The sequence below is a fragment of the Streptomyces corchorusii genome, from assembly GCF_001514055.1.
Classification (GTDB): Bacteria; Actinomycetota; Actinomycetes; order Streptomycetales; family Streptomycetaceae; genus Streptomyces; species Streptomyces olivaceoviridis.
The window spans coordinates 528,825-554,711 of the sequence record NZ_KQ948356.1; the positions used below are offsets into that span (position 1 = coordinate 528,825).

The window sequence follows — 25,887 nt, forward strand, 5'->3', positions numbered from 1 at the left end:
GTCAGTTCGTGCCGATCCGGGCCAGCAGGTCCACGATCCGCGACTGCACCTCGCCGCTGGTCGACCGCTCGGCGAGGAACAGCACGGTCTCGCCGGAGGCCAGCCGGGGTAGGTCGGCCGGGTCGACGGCGGCGGTGTAGACGACCAGCGGGGTGCGGTTGAGCTGCCCGTTCGCCCGCAGCCAGTCCACGATCCCGGCGCGCCGGCGGTGCACCTGCATCAGGTCCATCACCACCAGGTTCGGCCGGAACTGCCCCGCCAGCGTCACCGCGTCGTTGTCGTTCGCGGCCCGCGCCACCTGCATCCCGCGCCGCTCCAGCGTCGCGGTCAGCGCCAGCGCGATCTCCGCGTGCTCCTCGATGAGCAGCACCCGCGGCGGATGCTGCTCGCTGTCCCGGGGAGCCAGCGCCTTCAGCAGGACGGCGGGGTCGGCGCCGTACGCCGCCTCCCGCGTCGCCTGCCCGAGCCCGGCCGTGACCAGCACCGGGACCTCGGCGGCCACGGCGGCCTGCCGCAGCGACTGCAACGCCGTCCGCGTGATCGGCCCGGTCAGCGGGTCCACGAACAGCGCGGCGGGGAAGGCCGCGATCTGGGCGTCGACCTCCTCGCGCGAGTGCACGATCACCGGCCGGTAGCCGCGGTCGCTCAGCGCCTGCTGGGTCGTCACGTCCGGCGCGGGCCACACCAGCAGCCGGCGCGGGTTGTCCAGCGGCTCCGGGGGCAGTTCGTCGTCCAGCGGCTGCGGACGCGGGGTGTCCGCCACCTCCACGGCCCCACCGGGACCGTCCAGCGGCTCCGGCCCCTCGGCGGCATCGGGCTCCGGGGCGCCTATGGCGTACGACCGCCCGCCCCCCTCGGTGCCCTGCGCCGGCCGCGCCTGCCCACCGAGCGAGGACTGCGGCACGGGTGCCGGGGCGGTGGGCGAGGGGTGCGGCAGGGACGGCTGCCCGGCGAGCGAGTTCTGGCCGCCGGGTGACGGCTGCCCGGTCGGCGTGGGGTGCGCGGACGCGGGTTCGGCGGACGGGTGCGGCCGGGCCGCCTGGTCCGGCTGCGACTCCTGGCCGTTGGGGGCCGGGTCGGGGCGCGTGCCCAGCTTGCGCCGCCGGCCCGAACCGCCCGGCGCGTGCGGCGGCGGGGTCGCCGTCGGCTGCTGCACCTGAGCGGCCTGCCGCGCGAACGGCACGCCCTGCCCGAGCGTACGGACGCTGATCGCCCGTCCCTGCGTCGAGTCCGGGTCGACGGGGGTGCCGGGGGCGGCTTCGGCGGGCAGCGGCGCCGCGACCCGCTGCGGCCGGCCACCGGCAGGGGCGCCGGGGGCGGGGATCCCGGTGCCGGAGGTGTCCCCGGTGCCGGGCCATTGCTGCGGGACGTCGGCCGCGGGGGTACCGGGGGCCGGGCTAGGGGTCCCCGCGCCGGAGGTGTCGCCCGAGCCGGGCCACTGCTGCGGGACATCGGCGGCGGGGGCGCCCGGAACCGGTGTGCGGGTCCCGGTGCCGGAGGTGTCGTCGGCGCCCGGCCACTGCTGCGGGACGCCGGGCGGCACAGGGGCGGCCGGCGCCCCCGCGGGCACCTGACCCGTGCCGGCCTCGGCGGGCAACGGCAGCGCACCCGGGGACGCCACCGGAGTGCCGGCGGCCGGGGTGCCCGGCTGTGCGGGCGCGAGGTGGGGAGCAGTGCCCTGGCCCTGCGGGGCGTGGCCGGGCGTGCCGTGGGCAGGCGTGGCCGAGGCCGGAGCCGCCGGGGCGGGCGCGGGCTGACCAGGGGCGACGGCGGCGGACGCGGGGTGGCCCGGCGCGCCCGGCGCCGTGGCACCGGGCTGGACGCCGGGGCCCGCGGGCACGGCACCCTGCGCCTGGGCGGCCGGCTGCCCGGCGGGAGCGACGGGGTTGCCCGGCCCGGCCGTCCCCTGCGCCGGAACACGGTGGGCCGGGGTCCCCTGACCGGGGCCCGGGGGTACGGCCGTCCCCTGCGGAACCTGGCCGGAAGCGGCCGGCGCCGGAAGGGGCTGCGCCGGGGTCTGCCCGGTCGCGGGCGCCACCGTCCGGGCCGCCTCGGCGGGCTGGGCCACGGCCCGGCGGCGCCGGCCGGTCGGGGCGCTGGTGGGATGCGGCTGCGGCGGGGTGTGGTCGTCGGCCTGGTCGAGCGGTACGGCGTCGTGTCGGCCGTCGTCACCCGGGACGCCCTCGACGGACACCGGCATCCGGGCGGGAACCTGCACCTGACCGGGCAACGGCCCGGCACCGGCCACCGGACCGGCGACGCCGGGCCTTCCGCCGGCTGCGGGACCGGCACCGGGGACGGCGGGTCCCGCACCGGGGACGGCCGGGGCAACGGCACCCGGAGCCACGGGCACGCCGGCGTCGGTGCCGGAGCCCGTGGGCGCGCCGGCACCCGGAGCGACCCCGGCACCGGGCGTCACGGGGCCAGCGGCAGGAACCCCGGCCCCAGGAGTCGCAGGAACACCGGTCCCAGGCGCCACCGGAACCCCGGCACCCGGAGTCACAGGGGCGCCCGTACCAGGAGCCGCGGCGGCGCCCGTACCAAGAGCCGCCTGGCCCCCAGCACCGGGAGCCACAGGAACACCGGTCCCAGGGGCCACCGGAACCCCGGCACCAGGAGCCACAGGGGCGCCCGTAGCAGGAGCCACAGGGGCGCCCGTACCAGGAGCCGCCTGGCCCCCGGCGCCCGGAGACACCGGCACCCCGGCGCCCGGGCCCGTGGCCGCGCCGTCAGCCGGCGGCAGCGGCCCAGCCGCACCCGCGCCCGTACCGGTTGCCATGGCGTCGGTCGCGCCACCGTCCGGGCCCGGCGTGTCCGGGGACCGGTCCGCCTCGGCCGGCGGGAGGGCGAAGACGGTACGCGCGCCGCCCGCCTCCTGTGCCGCGGCCCGCTCCGCCGCCGCGGCCAGCGCCCGTCGGCGCCGTCCCGTCGGCTGCGCACCCTCGGCCGTAGCCGCCTCGCCATCCTGCGCCGGCGCCACGGAGGCACCCTCGGCCGGCACCGCCCGCGCACCCGGCTCGCTGCCCGCCGCCGGAAGCGCCGCAGGCAGCGCGGCCTGCGGGGCACCGGAGTCGCGGCGGGCGCGTCGGCCCGTCGGCACGGGCACGCCCTGCGGCGGCACGGTGCCACCGAGTCCCGTACCCGAGGCGGCGGCCCCCGCGCCCTGCTCGGCCGAGGTCACCACGGACCCCTCGGACACGCCCTCGGCGGTGCCCTCACCGGCCCCGGCGTTGTCCGAGGGCCGACCACGGCGGCGTCCGGTCCCGCCGGAGGCGGTCTCCGCGCCCTCGGCGGGGACCGCGGCACCCTCCTCGACGGGCGCGGCGGCACGCCGCCGGCGCCGTCCGGTCGGCACGGGCGCCTCCGCCTCACCGGCGTCACCGGCGCCGGTCATGTCACTGTCCAGGAAGGCGTCCGTGGAGGCCCGCCGGGCACGCCGCCGGCCACCACCGGGGCCCTGCCCGGCCGCACCGGTGTCGTCCGCGCCGCCCTCACCGCCGTCCGGCACCCGAACGGCGACCGGTGCCGCGGCGGCACCGGCAGCCCCTGGCGCCCCTGCCGCGACCGCGCCCGCCCCGCCGCCGAGCGGTACTTCGAGCACGTACGCGCTGCCGCTCATACCCGGCACCTCGTGCGTCTGGAGCACACCGCCGTGGGCCCGCACGATCCCGCGCACGATCGGCTCGTGCACCGGGTCTCCGCCGGCGTACGGGCCGCGCACCTCGATGCGCGCGACCTCGCCGCGCTGCGCGGCGGCCACGACGACGGTGTTGTCCAGGTAACCGCCCGCCGAGACGGGCGTGTTGCCGGTGGCGTCCACCCCGGCGACGTCCGCCACCAGGTGCGCGAGCGCGGTGGCGAGCCGCTGCGGGTCGACCTCGGCCTCGATGGGCGGCGCGTGGACGGCGAACTGCACCCGCCCAGGCCCGATCAGCTCGACGGCCCCGTCCACACCGGCGGCGACGACGGCGTCCAGCATCACCTTCGTACGGGTGATGTCCTCGCTGCCCGCGTCCAGCCGCTGGTACCCGAGGACGTTGTCGATGAGGGTGGTGATGCGGGAGTAGCCGGCCGAGAGGTGGTGGAGCACCTGGTTGGCCTCGGGCCACAGCTGCCCGGCGTCGTCGGCGGCGAGCGCGGACAGCTCGCGGCGCAGCTCGTCCAGCGGCCCGCGCAGCGACTGCCCGAGCAGCGTGAGCAGCTGTTCGTGCCGCCCGGCGAGGGCCTCGTACCGGTCCTTCTCCCGCTCGGCGAGCGCCGCGTACCGCTCCTCGCCGGCCGCCAGCTCCTCCGTGTGCTGCTCGCGCAGCTCCTCGACCTCGGTGACATGCCGTTGGCGCAGCGCGGTCAGGTCGGAGGCGTGTTCCTCGGAGAGCCGTTCCAGCTCCTCGGCGTGCGCCTTCTCCAGCGCGGCCTTCTCCTCCACCAGGGCGTCGTACGGCCGCCGGTCGGTGAAGGTCATCACGGCGCCGACGAGCTGGTCGCCGTCGCGCACCGGCGCCGTGGTCAGGTCGACCGGCACCTTCTTCTCGCCCTTGGACCACAGCACCTGCCCGCGCACCCGGTGCTTGCGCCCGGAGCGCAGGGTGTCGGCGAGCGGCGACTCGTCGTACGGGAAGGGCGAGCCGTCGGCACGGGAGTGCAGCACCAGCGTGTGCAGTTCCTTGCCGCCCAGCTCACCGGCCCGGTACCCCAGTATCTGGGCGGCGGCCGGGTTGACGAGCACGATGCGTCCGTCGGTGTCGGTGCCCACGACACCTTCCGCCGCCGCCCGCAGGATCATCTCGGTCTGCCGCTGCGACCGGGCCAGCTCGGCCTCGGTGTCCACGGTCCCGGACAGGTCCCGGACCACGAGCATCAGCAGCTCGTCGCCGGTGTAGCCGTAACCGTCGTACGCCTGCTGCCCGTTCTCCAGATTCGCGCTGGTGACCTCGACCGGGAACTCGGTCCCGTCGGTCCGCCGCGCGACCATCCGGGTCGGTTTGGTCCGTCCCGTGGGATCCATGTGATCGGGCCGCCGCATGGAGCCCGGGATGAGCCGGGAGTCGAACTCGGGCAGCAGATCGAGCAGCCCGCGCCCCACGAGAGCCGTACCGGGCGTCTCGAAGGCCTCCAGCGCGATGGTGTTGGCGTTGACGACGGTTCCGTTGGCGTTGACCAGGACCAACGCGTCCGGCAGCGCGTCGAGTATGGCTGCGAGGCGAGCAGCGCCTCGGGATGGCCTGCTGCTCACGAGACGCCTTCCTCCCTGTTACCGCACCTTGCCGACCGCTCGGGCCATCTTGCCAACCGGCCCGCGACGTGTCACGCGAGGGAGTCTAAGGGCACGGGTCGCGCTCGCGGCGCCGGATGGGAGGGAGGTCCCACGAGGAAGTGACGGCGAACGCGTGACCGTATGCGCCGGATCCCCGAGTCCTCCCCGGGACCTTTACGGAACCAATGCGTCCGCCCGCCGCTCGCTACGCCGGTCCGCCCATGCGCGGCAGCAGGGGCACCATCCGGTCCCACCGCCCGATCTCGCACCCGTCGCCGCGGTCGTAGGAGGCGTCCACCGGGCGTCCGGCCCAGGTCCCGGTGACATGGGCGGTGGCCGGGCCGCCGTAGAGCATGGTGCAGGCGGAGCCGGGGGCCACCGGTGCGAAGGGGTCCTGCCCCCACCGCGTGTGCGCGTCGAGCACCCGGCAGGCCCCGGCGGCGTCCGGGTGCCGGCCGGCACTGGGATGGCAGCGCACCTCGTACGTCCCGTCCCGCCCCGCCCCGGCGTGCCGGACGACGACGGTGAGGTGATCACCCTGGTCCTCCGGCCGGACGGGCGGCGGCATGGCGCCGGCCGCGGCGGCGGGCACGGCGGTGAGGGGGACGAGGGAAGCGGCGGCGGAGAGCGTCGCGAGCAGAAGGCGCCGCCCGGCGCCCGGCAGCACAGAGTCCATGCCCCTTCCAACGCGCCCCCGCCCCAGACGTTGCGCCCCGCCGGGGGAGAAGCCCTTTGCCCTGCGGCCCAGGTGCCTAGTACCGTGGGGGGCGATTGGTGACGCGGCACTCGACTGTGTCATCATCTGCACGCACCACTCGCGCGCTCGCGTGAGCGGTTGTGCTGGAGGCGTCGCCTAGTCCGGTCTATGGCGCCGCACTGCTAATGCGGTTTGGGCCTTAAAGCCCATCGAGGGTTCAAATCCCTCCGCCTCCGCCCCGATCCCGAAGCCCCGGTCCCCAGGACCGGGGCTTCGGCGTTCACCGGCCTTCGCCGCCTCCCCGCCCCCCTGTCGACGTTTTCGCAGGTCACAAGGGGTCTGCGGATCGGATTTCACATGACGGCGGCAGTCATGTAATGTTCTTCCTGTCGCCGCGAGCGGGCCGAAAGGACCGGGAGCGGAGGCAAAACAAAAGAACAAGCACTCGTAGCTTAACGGATAGAGCATCTGACTACGGATCAGAAGGTTGCAGGTTCGAATCCTGCCGAGTGCACACAGGTTAGAGGCCCCGGATCACTCCGGGGCCTCTTGCGTTTCAGGGGCGTACAGCAGCGAAGTACAGCAACGGGGTCTGGATCAGCCGGTCTCGGTCCCGATACCGCCCATGGCGGCGGACAGCTTGCCGAGCGCGGCCCGCACCTCTTCCTCGCTGGCTTCGGCGTAGACCTCCATCGTCATGGCGATCTGCGAGTGCCGCAGGATTCGCTGGGCGACTTTCGGGTGGACTTTCAGGGCGACGAGGAGCGAGCTGCACGTGTGGCGCGTGTTCCGTAGCGGGATCACCCGGAGGCCGGCGCGCCGGGCCCGCAGGGCGAACATGCGGGTGAGGTTCCCCGGCTCGATCGGCGTCCCGTACTTCGTGGTGAAGATCAGCCCGCGAGTGTCCTGCCACAGCTCACCGGCCGCCTTCCGGTCCCCGGTCTGCTGGGCACGCCGCATCCGGAGCGCCCGAAGGCAGAACTCGGGGAGCGGAAGGAAGTCGTCGGACTCCTCCGTCTTGGTCTCCCGGTGGAGGATCTGTCGGCCCGCTCGCTGGATCTGGTGATCCACGTACAGCTCACCGGTCTCGAAGTCGATCGACTTCCAGGTCAGGCCCAGGACCTCACCGCGCCGCAGGCCGAGGCAGAGCACCAGGACCCAGGCGGCGAAGAGCGGATCTTCGCGAGCGAGGGAATCGGCGAGGAAACGCCCGGCCTCGACCACGGACCAGGGCTTGATCCGGCGCCGCCGAGGCTTGGGCACCTTGACCAAGGAGGCCACGTTCTTGCTGATCTCCTCCTCGGTGACGGCGTGGGTGAGCGCGGCCCGCAGGGCGTCTCGGGCGGCCTGGACGACCCGCCGGGACGGGTAGGCCTCACAGCACTCCCCGACGGCACAGCACCGCTGCCGTGCCTTGGCCCGCTTGGCGTCCTTGCCCTGGGCGCAGCACTGGCAGATGCCGGCCAGCTTGGTCAGCCACTCCCGGACGTCCCGGACGGTCAGCTTGTCGAGCCGCTTCCCGCCAAGGTGCGGGTTGATGTAGAGCCGCACGGAACCTTCGTACGACACGTACGAGAGTGGAGCCAGGTTGGGCTTCACGATCGACTCAAGCCAGTAGGAGAGGAACGCCTGCACCGTGCGGTGCCGGGTCTGCACCGGGCCCTTGCTGGCTTCACTGTGGAGCTTGATCCACTTTTCGTGGGTCTCCTCGCGCGTTTTGCCGTACACGTACTTCCGCTTGCGGTCGCCCTCCGGGGTCGTGACCCAGGCATAGGCCGCGAAGCCGTTCTTGTACGGGTAGATGGACCCCTCGCCGTTCGCGCGCTTCCCACTCATGCCGCCCACTCCTCGGTCTCGGAGGTGCAGCGGGCCACGTACTCGTCCACCCAGGCCGGGAGGATCCGGCGGTTGCGGCCGATCTTCACGGACCGGATTTCACCGCTGAGGATGAGCGCCTTGGTCTTGGAGAGGCCGAAGCCGAGCATCTCGGCGACTTCGGCCGTGGTGTGCCACTTACGGGTGATGGTCATCGTGGTCATGCGGTGGGTTCTCCTTCCGTTCCGGGGGCGGGTTCGAGGGATGCGGCAAGCCAGGCTTCGGTGTCGGACAGGCCGGTGCCGGCGAAGACCCAGTGGGCGAGGACGTAAGTCGTTTCGGGTTCCGGTCCGTTCGCCGCTGCTGCCTGTGCCCGGCGCCATTCGGCGCGGGCGTCGCGGAGGGCGCCGAGGGTGGTGGAGTAGCGGCGGGACTTGGTGGAGAAGTGGCCGCGGAAGCCGAGCATGTGTGCCCAGGCGCGCAGGCGGAGGTGTTCCAGGTCTTTGCGTGCGCCGAGGGTCCAGGCTGTTCGGATGAGGCGGCGTGCGTGGTCGCTGATGTCGAGTTGGGCGAGTTCGGCGGCGAACTTGAGTGGGCGGTCGAGGGCGCCGGTCGCGGTCTCGGCTCCCTTGGTGGCGTACTTGGCGATGTACGCCGCTACGGCCCGCTCGGTCAGCTCCTGGCCGTCGTTGAAGTCGGCGGAGCGGATGGTTCGGACGTCGAGCTGGCGGCCGAAGGCGAAGGTGTGGGCGCGGTCGTCGATGACCGGGCCGTCGACGCGGACCTTGGCAGCGGCGACGCGGATGGCGTCGGTGAGGAGTTCGGCCGTTGCCCAGGGCGGGGGCGGGGTGTCTCCGCCGCCGGGGCCGTCGAGGCGGATCACGGCGTGGAAGTGGACGGCTCCGCGCTTCTGGTACTCGGCGACCTTGGCGAAGGAGACGCGGGCGTGGTCGCGGAACCGGCGCTGTGACAGGCCCGCACGCTTGGCGACCTCTCGGCGGAGGTAGGTCGAGAAGCGCCGCCAGAGCTGTCCGGCGTGGGCGTTCCAGAGGACGGCCGTTTCGTAGTCGTAGGTGTCCGGGTTCAGCGGGGTGCCAAGGTTGTCGTCGTCCTGGTCGTGGTGGGTGCCACAGCGACAGGGGCGGCCGTCGGTGCGGCGGTTGTGCACCGGGCCGAAGCCGGGGGCGGTGAACGTGGCGAAGACGCGGGGATGGGCGGCGACGTGTTCTGGGGTGCCCTTGCCACCACGCAGTCCGGCGGTGATCAGATGGAAGGTGTCGCGGCGGTAGACCTCGGCGCAGGCCGGGCAGCGGGTGGTGCGGCGGTTGTTGCAGCGCACGAGGAGTTGGCCGGCCGGGAGAGTGGCCGAGTCGAGGTGGTGGAGGACGCGGCCGATCTCACCGGTGGTGGTGTCGACGCCGTACTCGGTGCGGTGGCCGTCGAGGCGGATCGGGTGGGTGCAGCCGCCGAGCCCGGTGAGCTGCCGGAGGATACCGGGCAGGGTGCCGTGTTCGGCCAGCCTTGCGAGTTCCGGGAGCGGGGGCGGGGTGGTGCGGGTAAAGATGGCGGTCTCCTTCTGGCTGGATCGGTCAGGAGGGAGGGGCCCGGGGCGGCCGGATGCTTGGCCGTGTCGTGGCCGCCCCGGGTCAGGCCGGCCGGTCAGTGCCGGTGCTGGTCGCGGACCAGGGAGCGCAAGACGACGGCGGCGACGGCCACGGAAATCGCCGTGATGGCGACGGCCGCCAGAAGCGCGGTGAGGACGACTCCACCGACGAGCACCGCCACGACCGTCTTCTGATCGATGGGGAGCGACGGCCGGCCGCGTCGGACCGGTGCCGGGCCGGTCGGGATGTGGGTGTGGGCGGACGGCGGGGTGGGGTTGTCCGGGTACTTGGGCAGGAACACGGTTGACCTCTCCTTATCTACTCGTCTAGTTATGTGAGCCGTTTACGACGCTCACGCCGGAGCGCGTACCGGACTCGATGGCGGGAGCCAGGAAGGTGTGCGAGAGCCAGAAGCCGAACAGGGCGATCAGGACAACGATCCAGGTGCGGACGCCGAGGAACTTGATCGCTCCCCAGGCGAAGAAGCCGAGGACGACGACGAGCGGCAGGCTGACGATCACGGTTGTCCGGGTCCTTTCAGCGGACGGGGCAGCGGTGGGTGCGGGCGGCCAGTTCGGCGGCAGCGCGGCTGTCGTAGTCGGCGGAGAAGCCGCAGCGCGGGGCGATGCAGGCCGCGGTGTGCTTCTCGTGGCCCCGGCCGTCGTAAGCGGTGCCGACCTGAACGGGGCCGATGCGGGTGACGTTGCGGAAGCTGCGGTTGGCGGACACGCGGTCTCCTCTCAGAGGTGGGCGGCGATGGCCTCGGCCATCGGAACCGGGACGCCGAGGCGGGCGCGGAGAGTGGGGGTGTCGATCGGGACGCCGGTACGGGCGTGATGCTCGGCGGCGACCTTGCGGGCGTGGGCGACCAGGGCGGAGGGGACGGGTACGGGCGGGTGCTGCGGTGGTGTCTCGATGGCGGGTTGTGCGGGTGGTTCGGGTGCGGCTTCGGACTCGTCCTCCTGGTCCTTGATGACCCCCGGTGCGGGGTCCGTCTTCGGCGCGGTGTGCGCGAGGAGGGTTCCGCCGAGGAAGGCGACGGCGGGCCAGCCCGCGACGAGGATGCGCAGCCAGGCCGGGACGTTGCCGAGGTCGAGGAGGCCGGCGGTGGCGACGTTGGCACCGAGGGAGGCGGCGAGGGCGATGACGAACCAGCACCAGGCCGCCGCTTTGCCATGACCCGAGCGCAGTCGACGCCAGGCGGCGACGAGCAGCAGGTCGACGGAGACGGGGTAGGCCCACGCCTTCCATCCGTCCTGTCCGGCCGCCACGGCGACGTCGTGCAGGTGGGCGAAGGACAGCGCGGCGGCGATGAGCGCTTGGACGAGCACCGCGTCGACGCGGGCCAGGTGGGCGCGCATGATGCGGCTCCTTCCGGAGTCAGGCGGGGGAAGGTCAGTCGGCTACCGGGTGAGGCAGGACGACCGGGGTCGCGCTCTCGACCGGACGCACGGGCACGTCAGGGCGGAAGGGTTTCAGCGCGGTGAGGTCGGGCACGAGGTTCGCCGCCCTGCGGCAGGTCTCGGCGGCATCGCCCAGGGAGAGGTACGGCGTGCGGATGCGGGACCAGCCGCCGGAGGTGTCACCGGCCACGGCCAGGCCGGGCCGTTCGGGGGCGATGGAGCAGGCGGCCATGACCGCTTCGGGGGCGATGTCGCCGAGCGCCATCTTGGCGGACGCTTCGTCGTTGACCCGATGGCAGACGCGGCCGGTGAGCTGGGCGCGGAGCATGGTCGCGCCCTTGCCGAGTTCAGCGCCGAAGCGTTGCCCGCACACCTCCAGGTACATGCCGGCCGCGCGGCCGAGCTGGGCGAGGCGGATGAGCTGCGTGACCATCTCGTCGCGCCGTTCCTCGTCCTTCCTCGTGGCGACCATGAAGAGTTCGGCCACCTCGTCCACGAACAGCACTACCGGCACCGGGCGTTCGTACTCGGGCAGGCCCCAGATGTCGGAGGTGATTTCCTCGTCCGCAGTGTCGGGGGCGATGCCCTGCCGGGCCTTGATCAGGTCGTATCGGTCCTCCATTTCCTTGACCAGCACCGGCAGCAGCTCTGCCGCCTGTTCCGGGTCGGTCGCGAGTGCGGAGAGCCGGGGCGCGAAGGGGGACAGCTCGACGCCCCGCTTGCAGTCGATCCCGACGAGGGCGACCGGCTGAGGAGCGAGTCCGGCGATGAGGTGCCGCAGGTACATGGACTTGCCGGACAGCGTGGCGCCCAGGGTGAGCTGGTGGGGAATGGTGCGGTAGTCGCGTACGAACGGCATGGCGTCCTCGCGCAGGGCGACCGGCACCTTGAGGAAGCCGCCCGCGACCTTGCGTGGCATTCGCACTCTCCGTAAGACGTCATAGCCGACAAGCCGCAGCTCGACGACTCCCGGCTTGACGGTCGTGACGTACACGGCGTGAACGCCCCAGGCGTGCCGCAGCCGCTCGGCGGAGGCGGCGAAGTCAGCCGGTTCCTGGCCCGGCGCCAGACGGAGGCGTATCCGCAGCCCGGTCGTGGTGGGCCGGATGAGGCCCCGACGCGGCGGTACGGGGCGAACCTCGCGCTGCGTCATGGCCTTCACGGCGAGCACCCGCAGCCGGGAGGGTGCCATGGTCAGGCCGCACGCCTCCATGACCGAGCCGTACGAGCTGAGCAGCCGGACCGTGGACACCGGCAGGCCGACCGTGGACCAGTACGCCGCCGGGTGCTTGGCCCGGGCGTAGGCGGCCCCGCCGCCGAGCGCGGCGACAGGACCACCCACTTCGAGGAGCGTCGTCAGGTCGGACATCAGGCGACGGCCCCGGTCGTGGCCGGGAAGGCGGCCGGAGTGACTGCAGCAGCGCGGTAGGCGATGCCGTGGCGCTGCTGACCGTTGAAGACGGACTCCCACGGCCGGGCGACGAGGCCCGGCAGCGAGACCGGCGCCCCGAGGGTCAGCCCCTCTGAGATGCCGCCTTCCGGGACGGTGACCTTGATGAGCGAGGACTCGCCGTCCTCGATGTAGACGACGCCGATGGTCATCAGCGCCTCACCGCTGTTGGCGTCCTTGGCGATCTCGCCCGTCTGCCGGTCTCGGACCTTCGGCTCGGGGGCCTCGGTGAGGAGGATCGTCGCTCCGGAGGTCTCCACGCGGATGGTGCGCAAGGCACACCCCTATCTACTCGTCTATACAAGGTGGGTGATGCGAACCCCTTGATCGGGATCACACAGTCACCTTGCCACACCACTCACCCACTCGTCTATACGAGTAAGCGTGTTGGGGTGTACGAGTTCGGGAGGACGTCCCCGCGCACCACCGCAAATCGTGACGATCAGGTCGCCGGAAGCTGGTACGAGAGGACGTAGGCGTCCGCTGCCATCACCGTGTCGCAGACCTCGACGGCCCGTCCTTCGGTGTCGAAGGCGGTCCGGATGAGATGGATGACCGGGACGCCAGCGGCCAGTCGGAGCGTCTTGACCTCTGCGGGCGAGGGCATCCGGGCGCGGATCTCTTCCTCGAAGTGGTCGAGGTGGTGGCCCAGTTCTTCGAGGCGGGCGTAGATGCCACCGGGGCCCGGGTTGGGTTCGGCGATGGGGGTCCCGCGGGCGATGTCGAGCGGGAGGTACGAGGTGGCGAACTCGACCGGCTTCCCGTCGAGCAGGTACCGGCGCCGACGCGCGAGAACTCGCCGCACGGACCCGAGCCGAGTGGAGATGTCCTGGCTGGCCTTCTCTTCCTTGACCTCCAGGCTGTCCACCTGGGGGTGACTGCCGGCCGCGTCGGCCTCCACGATGAACGCGGACTTGCCCTGTTCCCTGTGCCGCCGGGCGAAACGGTCCGAGGCGAGCCGCCGGACGGGGGGCCGTGGCCGTACGAAGACACCCCGGCCGTGCTCGGCGTGTACCAGACCCTCACCTTGGAGGATGGAGAAGGCGTTGCGGACCGTCATCCGGGACACCCCGAAGTGGTCGACAAGGTCGGCTTCGGAGGGCAGCTTCTCGCCCTCACGGAATCGCCCACGGTCGATGGCCTCGCGCAACTGGTCGGCGATCTGCCGGAAGACCGCACGATCGCTCGTGGGGTCGAGATCACCGAGCAGGCCCGAAGAAAGAGGGCTCACGTGAGTACTCCTTTAGGTATCTAGACGAGTGGGCGAGTGTTGTTGCTACGGTGGAGAGCCTAGCCAGCCGAGAGGGCCGAGGAACGTGAGCACTGAACGCCCGCACTCCGTGAGCGTCGCCGGGGTCGTCGTGAACGACCAAGGCCGGGCCCTCCTGATCCAGCGCCGGGACAACGGCCACTGGGAGCCGCCGGGCGGTGTCCTCGAACGCGAGGAGACCATCCCGGAAGCCCTCCAGCGCGAAGTCCTCGAAGAGACCGGCATCAAGATTGCCCTCCCGGCGACTCTGACCGGCGTCTACAAGAACATGAAGGGCCTGATTGTCTCGCTGGTCTTCCGCTGTGAAGCCGCCGACGGTGCGCCCACCACCGGTGACGAGACCCGCGCACTGCGCTGGGCCACCCGCGAAGAGGTCACCGAGCTTGCCGACGAGGCGTACGCGATCCGCGTCCTGGACGCACTCGACGCGACGACCCCGCCGGCCATCCGCGCCCACGACGGCGTGAAACTCGTCTAGCCCGAACCCGCTGCACATGGCGGCCTATCAGCACGAAGGAACTTGTATGCACGAGTATACGAGTACAGCCCGGGTCTGGGGACTGAGTTGCCCAGGATTCCCCGAAGAAGTGGGCCGGGCCCGCCGATGGACCCGTGACATCTTGCGCGGCTCCCCTTTAGCCGACGACGCCGAACTGATCGTGAGCGAGCTGAGCGCAAACGCGATCCTTCACACGGCGAGCGGCCGGGAGCACGGCAGCTTCCACCTGGCCGTCGCGGTCTCCGCTCAAGTGGTCGCCGTCTCGGTCACGGACGACGGCGGCACGGCCACGGCTCCCAAGGTCGAGCACCAGGACCAGGACGCCGAACACGGCCGGGGACTGGGCATGGTCAGCGCGATCGCCCATCGAGTCGTCGTGCACGACAGCGACCAGGGTCACACGGTCACCGCGGAGCTGTTTGCGGACACCCGACTGGGAGGCCACCCATGCTGAAGCCGCCTCAGTGGGGCTACTGGTGCGAGTGCTGGACCGAGGACCTGACCGAGCAGCGGGGGCCGGCACTGCTGGCATCGTTCGACGCCTACTCGGCACCCCAGGCCGACCGTTGGGTAGCGGTCGCGCTCCGCACGATCTCACCGGCCCTGGACGCGGACGCCTCAGACGAAGCGTGGGAGTGGCTGTACGAGGGCCGCATCGAGACCCGCCGAGCCCTGTTACGCGCCGAGCCGTGCACGGTGTCAGTGACCCACGCCAAGACCCGCATCACCTGGACGATCCGACCCGTGCTCTTCCTGCCACTCGCGCACCGCCAGGCAGCCGAACTTCCCGCATGTGCGTACGACTTCAAGCCCCGCCCGACAGACTGAGTTACAACTTTCTCTACTGGTTCAAGGCGGCTCGCTCCGCTCCCCGCACGCGGCCCGGCCCCCGGCCGGGCCTGCGCTCCTGTCTCCGCCCCGCTCCAGCCCGGCCGGCGCCCGTGCCGCGTGCACGGCAATCAGTCACCTGAGGCCAGAGAAGGGGTTACGTCGTGGCTGAGGCGGCCGGCTCCACGGCTTTACGGAGCCACTTTGGCGCGAGCCTCGAAGATCATGGCCCCAACGTCGTGCTTTACCGGGCAGGTCCACGACTGCCCGACGCGCCGGAAGCTTACGGGGCCATGATCACTCGCGCCAAAGCAGCGCCACCCCAAAGCCGCTCCACCGACCTCTGCGCTATCGAACCTCGGTTTTAGGCGGTTGCTGCTCCGATGGATAAAGCCAGTCATATCCATCTATCCAACCAATGACAGTCGGATTATCCGGGTGATCCGATATTTCGCCACCAGATTTGCCAACGGTCAACCCTAGAGACTGAACGTGATGGCGGAAAATTATCGTGCACGGCTTGGAGAGATACTGGCGATAATGGTCAGGAAGCGGCGAAAGAGATTCATGACCTTCGCTTAAATCAGAAAAGGCCACTCCGCCAGCCACCTCTTTGGAATGTCGATGCATTCTCTGTGCGACTTCATCGGCGTCGCGATATAGGACCTCCAGGTATCTCGCCAGGAATGATTCATGCACGACGTCAAAATACCGAACCGCCCCACTCAGATCTCGTCCACTTTTGCCACCTTCTGTTGGCTCCAAGTGACTGACCCTCACCCAAGGAAGCGCAATAAGCTCGTTCTCTCCACCGCTTTCGAATGCGCAGATCATGGGTGCCCTGACTACAGCCAGGTTGATGACGATCCGGGGGAACAGTAACGGGTGATCCCCGGTGGGCTTACTGAGTTCCTTGAGGTGATCAGCGGCCTTCAACAGCGGGAGAGTGAGCGACCTGTAAGCGTCTTCACCCGTGAGTTCCAATTTGGGACCACGCCTGATGGCCTTGGCGAAGGAAATTGCATATAGCGTAGGCGCGCCAAAGAATGGAACTTCGGCAAACTCTAGGGCGTCTCGGAGGTTCACCCACCACGAAAAACTGTCATCTTTTACCCCTTCCTCCTTCGCTGCGTTAGTAAAGACCCGAATATCTTGCTTATCAAGACCGTAAATCTCGGGAAATTCATTATGGGGGACAGGTGCAGACTTGCGCAGAAAGAAAATGTATGGCAAGTCACTTTGCTTGCACTCAACTAGAAGGTTCAGTCGCGTTCTGAGCTTCGAATCAGGATTGTCATAATCGTGAGGAAATGCGAGGTCGACCAGGATGTCAATAGATCTGGCTTGCCCTGACTCTCGGTCTATAAAAGCCCATTCTTCTTGCATCTTAAAGTCTCGAACATTGGCCACGGAGGCGGATCGAATGATGTCCGCGACAGTTGCTTGGAATGGGTACCCGGATTTCGAAATCACTTCCCGCAAGTCTTTTGCTGTGATACCTGCGTGGAGTTCTGCAAAAGGTGGAGTATTCTCGACGCTCATTTTCCCCCTAAAGCTAGATTCTCTTTACCTTACGAGGATCTACAGGAGCCGGATCGCAGGACCGCCAAGTTGTTTCGGACGAAGCGGCACATGGTGACAAGTCAGACCTCGTGCAGGCGGGCCGTCAGAGCCTGTATCGTTTTGCAGGCCTAGCCGTCAAGATTCGTGCATCTAATAATGCGCATTGCATCTTCGGCTTGCTTGATAAGTGCGTTGTACTTTTCATCACTAAGATCAAATGGCATGCCGTGAGCGATCCTATTCCTTGCCGAGATCAGCTCATGTAGTGATTCGCGGAAATCTGATCCCAGGTTATGCCAATGTGAATACTCATCCAGCATCTCACCCAGCGGGCGGGTTCGATAAGTGCGGCTTATATCGCGCTCTTCAAGGTCATCCCGAATGGCCCGCTCGATATTTAGCCACGCGTTTACGATTTCCCACTTCTGTGCATCCTTGGAGGTATCTTGAGGCAATGATGCCGCAGACAGGATCTTAGTGCCACGGTAGTTAGAGAAGCTCGTCAGGGTGGCCACCAAGGAAGTGAGCAGCCCAACCACGCTAGCGACCAGGCTTGCTGAATCGGCAGATCCTTTCGCGATTAGATAGCCCATCAACCCAGCTGCCGCAAAACTCGCCGCTGTAAGAACAAGCCGAAGGATGAATTTCTTTGAAACTCGAATATAGGCAGGACTGGAGTCGATCGAAAACCCTTGAGTAGCGAGTGCGACGTCTCTATCTGTCACGGTATTCGATTTCCGACTATCCGCAATAAGTCTCGCTTTTACTAGAACTTCCGTGCGATACTCTTGCGTCGCATGCTCCAACGCTTCTCGGGCACCCGCCGTAATCGTGTATCCGTGGGATTCGCTGCTAACGTTAGCCAGCCATCGTTACGCCCCAGGAAAAATGCAGCGATTCCGATAGTTGCGGATACGGCGAAGCCAATCGAGCCAGTAGCCTCGTTCAGGTTACCCGCAAATACACCGGCAATAACGGAAGCTGCGTATGAGACAAGCTGCATCGTGTGCTTCAGCTTAGGAATTCGCCGCTGAATATGCCCACGGCGCCCAAGCAGGTTCGCTTCCTGGATCATGCTATTCGTGATCATCGGGGCCCCGCCTCCGACATGGAGGCTCTCCTCCAACCGACCCGCCTCCCGGAGCACGTCCTCGCCGTACGCCTTCATGCACTCCTCAAGCGCTTGCCGAGCGGGATCCGCGAGCGACGAACTGCCCGCGACTTCGATAGTCAGATCGTCCGATGCCACAGGGGGCAGCTTAGGAGGCCGATGTTCTCCTGTCAGACGGATGGGCGTACGACCAAGCAATCGATGCCAAAGATGCACCAGCCCGCCCCCTCGCCGCGAGCCGAGCGTTCGGGGCGCAGAGGTTCGTGCCAGACCCGTGCCAGGTCGTGCGGGGAGTGGCGGGGAACACTGGGGTATCAGCAGACCGCCCACCGGGCGCCTACAGGGATCCGCCGCAGGTCAGTGCCGGAGGAAGCCCCGGCTGCCCTTAGCTTCCCAAGCTGAGGGCTCTGGAGCCCCGTCACGGGCCGGCCGCCCCGGCTCGCTCTGGTCGTCGACAGACCCGACAGCGTGGCTGAGGCCAGTGGGGTGCAGCGAGGCACACACGTGCCTGACTGGTCGGCGCACCCGCCGTCGTGGCTGGCTGTCGTTGGCTGGGGCACAGACAGGCTTGTATCGATTAGATCAAGCCAATACGGGGCGCTACGTTACCTCTCGGTACATGACATGGGAGTCATCCTGGTTCCCCCAATGCGACCTCACGGCGCAATCGCCGTAACCTGGCGTGCTTATCCCGCTGCGCGACACTTCCGAGAGTAATCGGGCCAAGTCGGTGTCGTGGCCGATCCTCGCTAGCCTCCTGCCCGTAGATGGAGGAGCCCACCTGGCCGCGCATGCTGGCAGGCCGAGCGGCAGGTGGGCGACTGAACCCGGAGGCTCAGCCATGAGTTTGTCCCTTGTAGAGCACTGCGTGTCAAACCCAGGACGACATCTGTGCGTAGTCACGATCCTCGTATTGGTCCTGCTCGTGTCGCCGACCTGCGCAAGGATGGTGGGCGCTTACGCAGACGCTAGGGCCTTCCTCGCACTGTTCCTCGCGGTCAGCGGTACAGCAACGAAGTACAGCAACGCCAGCAACCGCCCATGACCGACAGCCACTCCCCGGGGCCGATCGGTGGCCTCTATGACCCTCGCTGACCGATCTCTCTAGAGCTACGGATCAGAAGGTTGCAGGTTCGAATCCTGCCGAGTGCACAGCACGCCAGAGGCCCTGTGGATTACGCCACAGGGCCTCTGGCTTTTCCTGACGGCTGTCAACTTGTGGCTCTCCACGACCAGCGGGCGGACATCCCCGTGTGCGCCTTCGTGGACGACGGGTGTGCGGTCCGTATCGCGATCGGCGACCCGGACGGTACGAACGTCCAACAGCGGGGTCCGGAGGAGAGGTTCGGCCACGGGATCGAGTCCCGCTGCCGCCCCCTCATGCACCACCGCCCGGTCGATCAGCTACCGATGCCCATGGAACCGTTCTGTCCGTGTTCGCCGTCCGGCGGCGGGCAAGCGTGTCCGGGGGCGCCGGCGGTATCCCGGGGCCATCCTGGAGGCACTGGTGATCGCCGGGACAGCCGACGAGGAGGGTCCGGTCATGCGGGAGTCGTCGCAGGGCGTCACGGTCGTGGCCCTCCTGGCGGATCCGGACGCGCCGACGGAGATCGCGCGGCATATGGCCCGGGTACTCCCTGCTCGGCTCGCCGACAGGTCGGGCCAGGGGCGACGGTTCGACGTCGAGGTGGTCAGCGAGCCCTTCACCGCGGGGACCGAGGACCTGTCCACGTTGACCCGCCGGATCAAGGACCGCGGGAGCGGGGAGCATTGGGACGTCGTCGTGGCCCTCACCGACCTTCCGCTGCACTCGTACGGGCACAAGCTCGTGGTGGAGCTGAGTCACGAACACGGCATGGCACTGCTTTCCCTTCCGTCGCTGGGGGGCCTGCGTCTTCGGAGAAGGGCCCTGCGCGCGGTCGAAGAAGTCGTGCTCAGCTTGGCGGCTCCGCGAGCCACTCGGGCCGAGGAGCCTCCCCAGTGGCAGTCGCTGGGACGTTTCGCCGGTCGTCTTGCGCCCATTCGTCCGGGCCCGATCGGTGAGGAGGAGACCGCGGATCTCCGGTACGTCGTCAGCGGGCCACGCGGTTACCTGAGGGTGCTCGGCGGTATGGTCCGCGCCAACCAGCCGTGGCGCTTGGTGCCGGGCCTGTCGAAGGCCCTGGCCGCCGCACTCGCCACGGGAGCGGTCGCCACCGTGAACTCCACCATCTGGAGCCTGTCCGAGGCCCTGAGCACGTCGCGTCTGGTGATCGCCATGGTCGGGTCCGTCGCGCTCATGATCGGCTGGCTGGTCGTGGACGCTCACCTGTGGCACCGGTCAGTGGAATCCTCGCCGGAGGAGAGGAAGAGGACGGCTCTCTACAACGCGTCCACGGTCCTGACCGTGGGCATCGGGGTGCTCGTCTGCTATGCCGGTTTGATGGTCGTCAACTTGGTGTGGGCGCTCTTCCTCCTCAACGACCGCGTCTTCGCCTCCATGACACGGACCCCGCTGCACGCCACGGACTACTGGACGCTGTCCTGGTTCGTCGCTTCGGTCGCCACGGTGGGCGGCGCGCTGGGATCGGGCCTGGAAAGCGACGAGGCGATCCGGGCAGCCGCCTATTCCAAGCGGGAACAGGAACGTCGCCGCATGCTGGCGGACGATCACGGTGACTAGCCGGTGATCTGAGCCGGACATGCGTCTTCGCCCGGTGGTCGGCCGGGTGTGAAGGATGGGCTGATCGATCGGGGAACGGTTGTTTCGCGTCGGAGGCGACGGGGACCCGCACGGCGTGCCGCCGGAGTGCCGACGCTCCGCCTGGCGGGCCGGCGGCGACCACCGTTCCACCTGATCCGGGCGAACGGCCCGCAGAGGTGTGCCGCAGCCACGGACCCCGTCGTAGCACTTCCAAGAGTCAGGCCGCTTGCGCCGTCTCCATCACCGCCGTGCCGCGGTCACGTCGCGGCACCAAGGGAAGTCATCATGAAAGCAGCGGTATATGAAGGACCGCGAACGGTCACGGTGAAGGACGTACCGGACGCGAAGATCGAACACCCCTGCGACATCATCGTCAGGATCACCACCACCAACATCTGCGGTTCGGACCTGCACATGTACGAGGGCCGCACCTCGTTCGAGTCCGGCCGCACCCTGGGACACGAGAACCTGGGCCAGGTGGTGGAGGTCGGCCCGGCCGTCCGCAAGGTCCAGGTCGGCGAGTACGTGGTCCTGCCCTTCAACATCGCCTGCGGCTTCTGCAAGCAGTGCGAGCAGGGCCTGACCAACTACTGCCTGACCATGCAGCCGGAACCGGCCCTCGCCGGAGCCGCCTACGGATTCGCCGACATGGGCCCCTACCAGGGCGGCCAGGCGGAACTGCTGCGCGTGCCCTACGGCGACTTCAACGCGCTGCGTCTGGGCGAGGACGCCGCCGAGCGGCAGACCGACTACGTGATGCTCGCCGACATCTTTCCCACCGGCTATCACGCCACCGAGATGGCCCACGTCAAGCCGGGCGACCAGACCGTCGTCTTCGGGGCCGGTCCCGTCGGGCTGATGGCGACCTACTCCGCCCTCCTCAAGGGCGCCGGCCGCGTCTGGACGGTCGACCACCAGCCCGACCGGCTGCGCAAGGCGGAGGAGATCGGGGCCATCCCGATCAACACCGCCGAGCAGAACCCCGCGGAGGTCGTCAAGGAGGCCACCCTCGGTCTGGGCGCCGACAACGGCTGCGAGTGCGTCGGCTACCAAGCACACGATCCCCAGGGACACGAGGACGCCAGCCTCACGCTCAACGGCCTGATCGACTCGGTCCGGTTCACGGGCGACATCGGCGTGGTGGGCGTGTTCCTGCCCCAGGACCCCGGCGGCGCGGAAGCCCAGGGGGAGCTGGAGGCGCAGGGCAAGGTCCCGATCGACTTCGGCTTGATGTGGTTCAAGGGCCAGCACATGGGGACCGGGCAGGCGCCGGTGAAGAAGTACAACCGGGCGCTGCGGGACCTGATCGCCGGCGGGAAGGCGAAGCCGAGCTTCGTCGTCTCCCACGAGCTCAGCCTGGACGAGGCCCCCACCGCCTACGAGCACTTCGACGCCCGTGACGAGGGCTGGACCAAGGTGGTCCTGCACCCCGACGGACACGGCAACGGCCACAAAAAGTAAGGACCCCGTGGGCCGCCGGCCGACTGCTCTGCGGGACCAAGCCGCCGGCGAGCGGTGTCCGGCCCCGGCTTCGGCCGGGGCCGGACGGGCCATTGCCGCCTGCGCTCCTGTCCTGCCTGAGCAGCGGCGACCGCACTCAAGCGGCCAGCCTTCCGTTCACCTCACCGCTCGTGAGGAGCACCCATGCACACAGACACCTCTTCCGCTTCCCGCCTCCGGCACGATCCGCTCGTGCGCGGCCTCGGCTGGGCCAGTGCGCTCCTGGGCGTGCCGCAGGTCGTCGCCCCGGCGGGTTTCGCCCGGGCCCTGGGCGTGGGCGACGCCTTCCGGCACCGCTCGGCCACGACCGCCGTCGGGGTACGCGAGCTGGCGGCGGCGACCGGGCTGCTGGGCCGACCGCATCCCGCCTGGCTCTGGGGCCGCGTCGGCGGCGACCTCATGGATCTGACCATGCTGACCCGGGCCCTGAAGAACCACGACGGCCGCGGCCTGGGCCGCACCGTCGCCGCGACCGCCGCGGTCACCGCCATCACGGCCACGGACGTCTACGCGGCCGTGACCCGCACCCGTAGGAGCACCCCCATGGAACTGACCGCGGCCACCACCGTCACCCAGCCCCCGGACGAGGTCTACGCCCTCTGGAGGGACCTGGAGCGACTGCCGGACTTCATGGCGCACCTGGACGAGGTGCGCGTCACCGGCCCGCGCACCAGTCACTGGCGGGCCGGCGCGCCGTTCGGCGAGGCGGTCGAATGGGACGCCGAGACCACGCAGGAAGTCGCCGGCCGGCTGATCGCCTGGCGGTCCGTGGACGGCGCCGACATCGACAACTCCGGCGAGGTCCGCTTCGAGCCCGCCCCCGGCGGCCGGGGCACGGAGATCCGGGTGACCCTGCGCTACGACCTGCCCGGCGGAGCACTGGGCAAGGCCGTGGCGCGCTACTTCGGCGAGGAACCGCACCAGCAGCTGGACGACGACCTGCGCCGCTTCAAGCAGATCGCGGAGACCGGCGAGGTCGTCCGCTCCGAGGGCGCACCCGGCGGCAAGCGGGCCCGCGGAGAGTTCCCGCAGCACCCGGCGCGACCGCTGACCGAGGACGAACTGAAGGAGGCCCTGGCATGAAGGCGAACTGCTGGACGGGACGCAACTCGGTCGAGGTGCAGGACGTTCCCGAACCCTCGATCCTGAACAGCCGCGACGCCATCGTGAAGATCACCTCGACGGCGATCTGCGGCTCCGACCTCCATCTGCTCGACGGCTACGTCCCCACCATGCAAAAGGGCGACATCATGGGCCACGAGTTCATGGGAGAGGTCGTCGAGGTCGGCGCCGGCCTCACCGACGGCAAACTGCGCGTCGGCGACCGGATCGTCGTGCCCTTCCCCATCGCCTGCGGCGCCTGCGCGTCCTGCCGCGCGGAGCTGTACTCGTGCTGCGAGAACACCAACCCCAACGCCGGCATCTCGGAGAAGTTCTTCGGCCACCCCACCGCCGGGATCTACGGCTACTCCCACCTCACCGGCGGCTTCGCCGGGGGCCAGGCCGAGTACGCCCGTGCGGTGCTCGCCGACGCCAACGTCCTCAAGATCGAGTCGGACCTCAGCGACGAGCAGGTGCTGTTCCTGTCCGACATCCTGCCGACCGGGTACATGGGCGCCGACATGTGCGACATCCAGGAAGGTGACGTCGTCGCCGTCTGGGGCGCCGGTCCGGTCGGCCAGTTCGCCATGGACAGCGCCCGGGTCCTGGGCGCGGAGAAGGTCATCGCGATCGACAAGGAGACCTACCGGCTCGACATGGCCGCCGCCCAGGGCTACACCACCGTCAACTTCGAGGACACCGACGTACGCTCGGCACTGCTCGAACTCACCGGTGGCCGGGGCCCCGACAAGTGCATCGACGCGGTCGGCATGGAGGCCACACACGGCGCCTCCCACGTCCACCTCTACGACCGCGCCAAGCAGGCGGTCCGCTCCGAGACCGACCGGCCGCATGCCCTGCGCCAGGCCATCCTGTCCTGCCGCAGCGGCGGTGTGGTGTCGGTCATCGGCGTCTACGGCGGACTGATCGACAAGTTCCCGGCGGGTGCCTGGATGAACAGGTCCCTGACCCTGCGCACCGGGCAGTGCCACGTGCAGAAGTACATGAAGCCGCTGCTCGGGCTGATCGAGCAGGGCAAGATCGACCCCACCAGGGTCATCACCCACCGGCTGCCCCTGACGGAGGCACCGACCGGCTACGACCTGTTCAAGAACAAGAAGGACGGCTGCGAGAAGGTCGTCCTCACGCCGTGAGGGGCCCGCGCCGATGAGTTTCGCTGGTTGAGTTTGCGGCGCGCGGTGGAGGAGTGGCGGTGGACCTCTCCACGGGCCCGCATGGTGGTGCCCAGAGGGGCGTGCTCGGCGGTGGCCCTCCAGGGGTGTGAAGGACAGTGAGTCGCGGCGCGCCCTTCCGCGCGGGAACCCCCGCGCCGGGCAGGCCGGAACACGCGCCTCTTCCCCGCCGGAGCACTGCTCAACGGGATCGCCACCCTGACCTCGGCTGGAGGCAGCCATGGGCGCAGTCCTCGGTGACGTGCTGGGTTTCGCGGCCGGCGTCGCGGTCAGCCCGCTTCCGGTCATCGCCGTCATCCTCGTCCTCGCCACGCCCCGAGGACGTCTCAACGGCATCCTCTTCACCGTCGGCTGGATCCTCGGGCTCTGCGTACTGGGCGCCGTGACGCTGGCGGTCGCCTCCCCGGCGGATGCCTCCGCGCACGAGCACCCGGCCACCTGGGTCGGGGCCCTCAAGCTCGCCCTCGGCCTGCTCCTCCTCTTCTTCGGTGCCCGGCAGTGGCGGCGGCGCCCGAAGGACCCCTCGCAGGCGAAGCTGCCGAAGTGGATGGGCGCGATCGACCGCCTCACTCCGGTCAAGGTCTTCGGACTCGGCACGGCCCTGGCCGCCCTCAACGCCAAGAACGCCCCGCTGACCATCGCCGCGGGTGCCGCCATCGGCTCGGCCGGCCTCCCGGTCGGGCAGCAGATCGCGTCACTGGCGATCTTCGTCGTGATCGCCACGCTCGGCCTGCTGGTCCCGCTCGGGGTCTTCCTGCTCGGAGGGGAACGGGCGAGGACCACGCTCGGGAACTGGAAGGACTGGGCAGCTCAGCACAATGTCGCCGTGATGGCCGTCCTGTTCTTCGTTCTGGGGCTGAAACTGCTCGGAGACGGCATCTCCGTCCTCACCTCCTGACGGCCCATGGCCGGCCGGCGGTCCCGGCGGCTTCGACCAGTCAGCACTCCTCGGCGGGGTCGTTGCGGTTCAGCTTCTCCAGGTATTCGTGGGCCAGCGCCGTGGCGCGGGTGAACCAGTCGGTGATGACCGCCAGCTCCTTGGGGGAGTAGTCGGAGAAGAGGGCCGTAAGGCGCTTGTAGTGGCCCGCGTACACCGCCTCGACGCGGGTGACGGCGTCCGGTACGGCGGCCACGCGGACCCGGCGGCGGTCGGTGGGGTCGGGGCGGCGGGTGACGTAACCGGCGCGTTCGAGGCGGTTGAGGATGCCGGTCACCGCGCCCGTGGTGACGTGGGCGCGGGCCGCGAGGTCGCCTGCCGTCAGCAGCTCGTCGCCGGCCTCCAGGACGAAGGCGAAACAGGTCAGGTCGGTGACGTTCAGTCCCAGCCGCCGGGCCAGCTCCTGCTGTCCGATGAGGTGGGCGGCGATGAGGTGGTCCATCGCCGACAGCGCCTGGGCCGGAGTGGCGGGCGGGCGCGGCGTGCCGTGCATCTTTCGAAATCCCTTAGGTCGTGAGATATTCGGAGTGTAAATTTCTTAGCCCGTGAGGGAACTGGGTCGTCCCCTGGAGGCGGTTCCATGAGTCTGTACGACGAGGGTCACACGATCGCCGGCTGGACCGGCGCCGCCATCGCGACCACGGGAGGCGCCGTGGCGGGGCTGGGGGTCTGTACGGCCTCCCTCCCCGTGGTCGGCGCCGGGCTGGCCGTGGTGGCGGTGAGCGTCCTGGTGACCTGGGCCCTGCATCTGTCCGGCTGGGGCAAGCCGCCCGGGGTGCGACCACGCGAGCAATGGGGGATGCGGGTCCGGGACACACAGGCGCGGGACGGGCACGCGGGGTGCGTCGGGTGCCGGCTGGCGGGGCGGGGGCGGAAGCGGTCGGCCGGGGCGCCGGCTGTGGTTCCGGCCTCGGGTGCGGTTCCTGCCGAATCGATCCCTCTGTCCCCTATCGAGTGAACGAGCTTTCTTCGAACGGCA

25 protein-coding genes, 2 tRNA genes and 1 pseudogene are annotated in these 25,887 nt (G+C 69.7%); 12 read left to right on the forward strand and 16 right to left on the reverse strand.

Going from position 1 to position 25,887, the window contains the following annotated elements:
* Window position 1 precedes the first annotated feature (1 nt).
* Window positions 2-5,233 carry a PAS domain-containing protein gene (locus tag AQJ11_RS17925; protein WP_107120841.1) on the reverse strand — a complete coding sequence of 1,744 codons (5,232 nt, stop codon included), beginning with the start codon at window positions 5,231-5,233 and terminating at the stop codon, window positions 2-4.
* 226 nt (window positions 5,234-5,459) lie between these two features.
* Window positions 5,460-5,930 carry an SSI family serine proteinase inhibitor gene (locus AQJ11_RS17930; RefSeq protein ID WP_058081108.1) on the reverse strand — a complete coding sequence of 157 codons (471 nt, stop codon included), beginning with the start codon at window positions 5,928-5,930 and terminating at the stop codon, window positions 5,460-5,462.
* Between the two features lie 166 nt (window positions 5,931-6,096).
* On the opposite strand from AQJ11_RS17930, the gene AQJ11_RS17935 reads away from it, so the two are divergent.
* Window positions 6,097-6,187: transfer RNA gene (locus tag AQJ11_RS17935), tRNA-Ser, on the forward strand.
* A gap of 205 nt (window positions 6,188-6,392) precedes the next feature.
* Window positions 6,393-6,465: transfer RNA gene (locus AQJ11_RS17940), tRNA-Arg, on the forward strand.
* Window positions 6,466-6,548: 83 nt separating this feature from the next.
* Here AQJ11_RS17940 and AQJ11_RS17945 read toward each other — a convergent pair.
* The 10 genes from AQJ11_RS17945 to AQJ11_RS17990 form a co-directional block, all read right to left on the reverse strand.
* Window positions 6,549-7,787 (reverse strand): site-specific integrase, encoded by a 1,239-nt coding sequence (locus tag AQJ11_RS17945; RefSeq protein ID WP_059263703.1) that lies wholly within the window; start codon window positions 7,785-7,787, stop codon window positions 6,549-6,551.
* Window positions 7,784-7,990: a helix-turn-helix domain-containing protein gene (locus AQJ11_RS17950; protein ID WP_059263704.1), complete on the reverse strand. Its 207-nt coding sequence runs from the start codon at window positions 7,988-7,990 to the stop codon at window positions 7,784-7,786. Before AQJ11_RS17950 ends, AQJ11_RS17945 begins: the two co-directional genes overlap by 4 nt.
* Window positions 7,987-9,285 (reverse strand): replication initiator, encoded by a 1,299-nt coding sequence (locus AQJ11_RS17955; RefSeq protein WP_208616555.1) that lies wholly within the window; start codon window positions 9,283-9,285, stop codon window positions 7,987-7,989. Before AQJ11_RS17955 ends, AQJ11_RS17950 begins: the two co-directional genes overlap by 4 nt.
* A gap of 140 nt (window positions 9,286-9,425) precedes the next feature.
* Window positions 9,426-9,671 (reverse strand): hypothetical protein, encoded by a 246-nt coding sequence (locus AQJ11_RS17960; RefSeq protein WP_059263706.1) that lies wholly within the window; start codon window positions 9,669-9,671, stop codon window positions 9,426-9,428.
* Window positions 9,672-9,696: 25 nt separating this feature from the next.
* The gene (locus AQJ11_RS17965; protein WP_059263707.1) at window positions 9,697-9,891 is read right to left on the reverse strand and encodes a hypothetical protein; all 195 of its coding nucleotides are present in this window, start codon (window positions 9,889-9,891) and stop codon (window positions 9,697-9,699) included.
* A 16-nt stretch (window positions 9,892-9,907) separates the two neighbouring features.
* Window positions 9,908-10,099 carry a mobile element transfer protein gene (locus tag AQJ11_RS17970; RefSeq protein WP_059263708.1) on the reverse strand — a complete coding sequence of 64 codons (192 nt, stop codon included), beginning with the start codon at window positions 10,097-10,099 and terminating at the stop codon, window positions 9,908-9,910.
* Window positions 10,100-10,110: 11 nt separating this feature from the next.
* Window positions 10,111-10,731, reverse strand: a complete 621-nt coding sequence (locus tag AQJ11_RS17975) for a DUF2637 domain-containing protein (protein ID WP_059263709.1) — start codon at window positions 10,729-10,731, stop codon at window positions 10,111-10,113.
* Between the two features lie 34 nt (window positions 10,732-10,765).
* Window positions 10,766-12,142: an FtsK/SpoIIIE domain-containing protein gene (locus AQJ11_RS17980; RefSeq protein ID WP_059263710.1), complete on the reverse strand. Its 1,377-nt coding sequence runs from the start codon at window positions 12,140-12,142 to the stop codon at window positions 10,766-10,768.
* A complete protein-coding gene (locus AQJ11_RS17985; RefSeq protein ID WP_059263711.1) occupies window positions 12,142-12,498 on the reverse strand; it encodes an SCO3933 family regulatory protein in 357 nt (118 codons plus the stop codon). Before AQJ11_RS17985 ends, AQJ11_RS17980 begins: the two co-directional genes overlap by 1 nt.
* Window positions 12,499-12,665: 167 nt before the next feature.
* Complete coding sequence (locus AQJ11_RS17990; protein WP_059263712.1) at window positions 12,666-13,454, reverse strand: GntR family transcriptional regulator; 789 nt, start codon at window positions 13,452-13,454, stop codon at window positions 12,666-12,668.
* A gap of 109 nt (window positions 13,455-13,563) precedes the next feature.
* On the opposite strand from AQJ11_RS17990, the gene AQJ11_RS17995 reads away from it, so the two are divergent.
* The 3 genes from AQJ11_RS17995 to AQJ11_RS18005 are packed head-to-tail and all read left to right on the forward strand — an operon-like array spanning window position 13,564 to window position 14,820.
* On the forward strand, window positions 13,564-13,971 hold the full coding sequence (locus tag AQJ11_RS17995; RefSeq protein WP_059263713.1) for an NUDIX hydrolase: 408 nt from the start codon (window positions 13,564-13,566) through the stop codon (window positions 13,969-13,971).
* A 46-nt stretch (window positions 13,972-14,017) separates the two neighbouring features.
* Window positions 14,018-14,446, forward strand: coding sequence for an ATP-binding protein (locus AQJ11_RS18000; protein WP_059263714.1), 429 nt, complete (start codon window positions 14,018-14,020; stop codon window positions 14,444-14,446).
* On the forward strand, window positions 14,440-14,820 hold the full coding sequence (locus tag AQJ11_RS18005) for a hypothetical protein (RefSeq protein ID WP_059263715.1): 381 nt from the start codon (window positions 14,440-14,442) through the stop codon (window positions 14,818-14,820). Before AQJ11_RS18000 ends, AQJ11_RS18005 begins: the two co-directional genes overlap by 7 nt.
* Window positions 14,821-15,168: 348 nt before the next feature.
* Here AQJ11_RS18005 and AQJ11_RS49255 read toward each other — a convergent pair whose 3' ends face one another.
* The 3 genes from AQJ11_RS49255 to AQJ11_RS49265 form a co-directional block, all read right to left on the reverse strand.
* Window positions 15,169-16,362 (reverse strand): hypothetical protein, encoded by a 1,194-nt coding sequence (locus tag AQJ11_RS49255; protein ID WP_159061670.1) that lies wholly within the window; start codon window positions 16,360-16,362, stop codon window positions 15,169-15,171.
* A gap of 149 nt (window positions 16,363-16,511) precedes the next feature.
* Window positions 16,512-17,108: a hypothetical protein gene (locus AQJ11_RS49260; RefSeq protein ID WP_159061671.1), complete on the reverse strand. Its 597-nt coding sequence runs from the start codon at window positions 17,106-17,108 to the stop codon at window positions 16,512-16,514.
* A 41-nt stretch (window positions 17,109-17,149) separates the two neighbouring features.
* A complete protein-coding gene (locus AQJ11_RS49265; RefSeq protein ID WP_159061672.1) occupies window positions 17,150-17,632 on the reverse strand; it encodes a hypothetical protein in 483 nt (160 codons plus the stop codon).
* Between the two features lie 1,074 nt (window positions 17,633-18,706).
* Here AQJ11_RS49265 and AQJ11_RS51095 point away from each other — a divergent pair.
* From AQJ11_RS51095 to AQJ11_RS18030, 6 genes and pseudogenes are all read left to right on the forward strand, one after another.
* Window positions 18,707-18,904: pseudogene (locus tag AQJ11_RS51095) on the forward strand (XRE family transcriptional regulator); the annotation flags it as partial.
* A gap of 133 nt (window positions 18,905-19,037) precedes the next feature.
* Window positions 19,038-20,156: a hypothetical protein gene (locus AQJ11_RS18010; protein ID WP_208616556.1), complete on the forward strand. Its 1,119-nt coding sequence runs from the start codon at window positions 19,038-19,040 to the stop codon at window positions 20,154-20,156.
* Window positions 20,157-20,462: 306 nt separating this feature from the next.
* The gene (locus AQJ11_RS18015; protein ID WP_059263717.1) at window positions 20,463-21,638 is read left to right on the forward strand and encodes a glutathione-independent formaldehyde dehydrogenase; all 1,176 of its coding nucleotides are present in this window, start codon (window positions 20,463-20,465) and stop codon (window positions 21,636-21,638) included.
* Window positions 21,639-21,821: 183 nt separating this feature from the next.
* Window positions 21,822-22,760, forward strand: coding sequence for an SRPBCC family protein (locus tag AQJ11_RS18020; protein ID WP_059263718.1), 939 nt, complete (start codon window positions 21,822-21,824; stop codon window positions 22,758-22,760).
* Window positions 22,757-23,932 carry a zinc-dependent alcohol dehydrogenase gene (locus AQJ11_RS18025; RefSeq protein ID WP_059263719.1) on the forward strand — a complete coding sequence of 392 codons (1,176 nt, stop codon included), beginning with the start codon at window positions 22,757-22,759 and terminating at the stop codon, window positions 23,930-23,932. The genes AQJ11_RS18020 and AQJ11_RS18025 overlap by 4 nt, the downstream gene beginning before the upstream one ends.
* A 259-nt stretch (window positions 23,933-24,191) precedes the next feature.
* Window positions 24,192-24,869 (forward strand): GAP family protein, encoded by a 678-nt coding sequence (locus tag AQJ11_RS18030; RefSeq protein ID WP_059263720.1) that lies wholly within the window; start codon window positions 24,192-24,194, stop codon window positions 24,867-24,869.
* Between the two features lie 40 nt (window positions 24,870-24,909).
* Here AQJ11_RS18030 and AQJ11_RS18035 read toward each other — a convergent pair whose 3' ends face one another.
* Window positions 24,910-25,401, reverse strand: coding sequence for a MarR family winged helix-turn-helix transcriptional regulator (locus AQJ11_RS18035; RefSeq protein WP_059263721.1), 492 nt, complete (start codon window positions 25,399-25,401; stop codon window positions 24,910-24,912).
* A gap of 87 nt (window positions 25,402-25,488) precedes the next feature.
* Between AQJ11_RS18035 and AQJ11_RS18040 the strand changes: the two genes are divergently transcribed.
* Complete coding sequence (locus AQJ11_RS18040; protein ID WP_059263722.1) at window positions 25,489-25,866, forward strand: HGxxPAAW family protein; 378 nt, start codon at window positions 25,489-25,491, stop codon at window positions 25,864-25,866.
* Window positions 25,867-25,887: the final 21 nt, after the last annotated feature.

Bases quoted from the DNA above. Each gene is read 5' to 3' on its own strand.
- AQJ11_RS17930 (WP_058081108.1), bottom strand. From the start codon at position 5,930: ATGGACTCTGTGCTGCCGGGCGCCGGGCGGCGCCTTCTGCTCGCGACG.
- AQJ11_RS17945 (WP_059263703.1), bottom strand. From the start codon at position 7,787: ATGAGTGGGAAGCGCGCGAACGGCGAGGGGTCCATCTACCCGTACAAG.
- AQJ11_RS17950 (WP_059263704.1), bottom strand. From the start codon at position 7,990: ATGACCACGATGACCATCACCCGTAAGTGGCACACCACGGCCGAAGTC.
- AQJ11_RS17975 (WP_059263709.1), bottom strand. From the start codon at position 10,731: ATGCGCGCCCACCTGGCCCGCGTCGACGCGGTGCTCGTCCAAGCGCTC.
- AQJ11_RS17980 (WP_059263710.1), bottom strand. From the start codon at position 12,142: ATGTCCGACCTGACGACGCTCCTCGAAGTGGGTGGTCCTGTCGCCGCG.
- AQJ11_RS18000 (WP_059263714.1), top strand. From the start codon at position 14,018: ATGCACGAGTATACGAGTACAGCCCGGGTCTGGGGACTGAGTTGCCCA.
- AQJ11_RS18005 (WP_059263715.1), top strand. From the start codon at position 14,440: ATGCTGAAGCCGCCTCAGTGGGGCTACTGGTGCGAGTGCTGGACCGAG.
- AQJ11_RS49255 (WP_159061670.1), bottom strand. From the start codon at position 16,362: ATGAGCGTCGAGAATACTCCACCTTTTGCAGAACTCCACGCAGGTATC.
- AQJ11_RS18010 (WP_208616556.1), top strand. From the start codon at position 19,038: ATGCGGGAGTCGTCGCAGGGCGTCACGGTCGTGGCCCTCCTGGCGGAT.
- AQJ11_RS18015 (WP_059263717.1), top strand. From the start codon at position 20,463: ATGAAAGCAGCGGTATATGAAGGACCGCGAACGGTCACGGTGAAGGAC.
- AQJ11_RS18020 (WP_059263718.1), top strand. From the start codon at position 21,822: ATGCACACAGACACCTCTTCCGCTTCCCGCCTCCGGCACGATCCGCTC.
- AQJ11_RS18025 (WP_059263719.1), top strand. From the start codon at position 22,757: ATGAAGGCGAACTGCTGGACGGGACGCAACTCGGTCGAGGTGCAGGAC.
- AQJ11_RS18030 (WP_059263720.1), top strand. From the start codon at position 24,192: ATGGGCGCAGTCCTCGGTGACGTGCTGGGTTTCGCGGCCGGCGTCGCG.
- AQJ11_RS18035 (WP_059263721.1), bottom strand. From the start codon at position 25,401: ATGCACGGCACGCCGCGCCCGCCCGCCACTCCGGCCCAGGCGCTGTCG.
- AQJ11_RS18040 (WP_059263722.1), top strand. From the start codon at position 25,489: ATGAGTCTGTACGACGAGGGTCACACGATCGCCGGCTGGACCGGCGCC.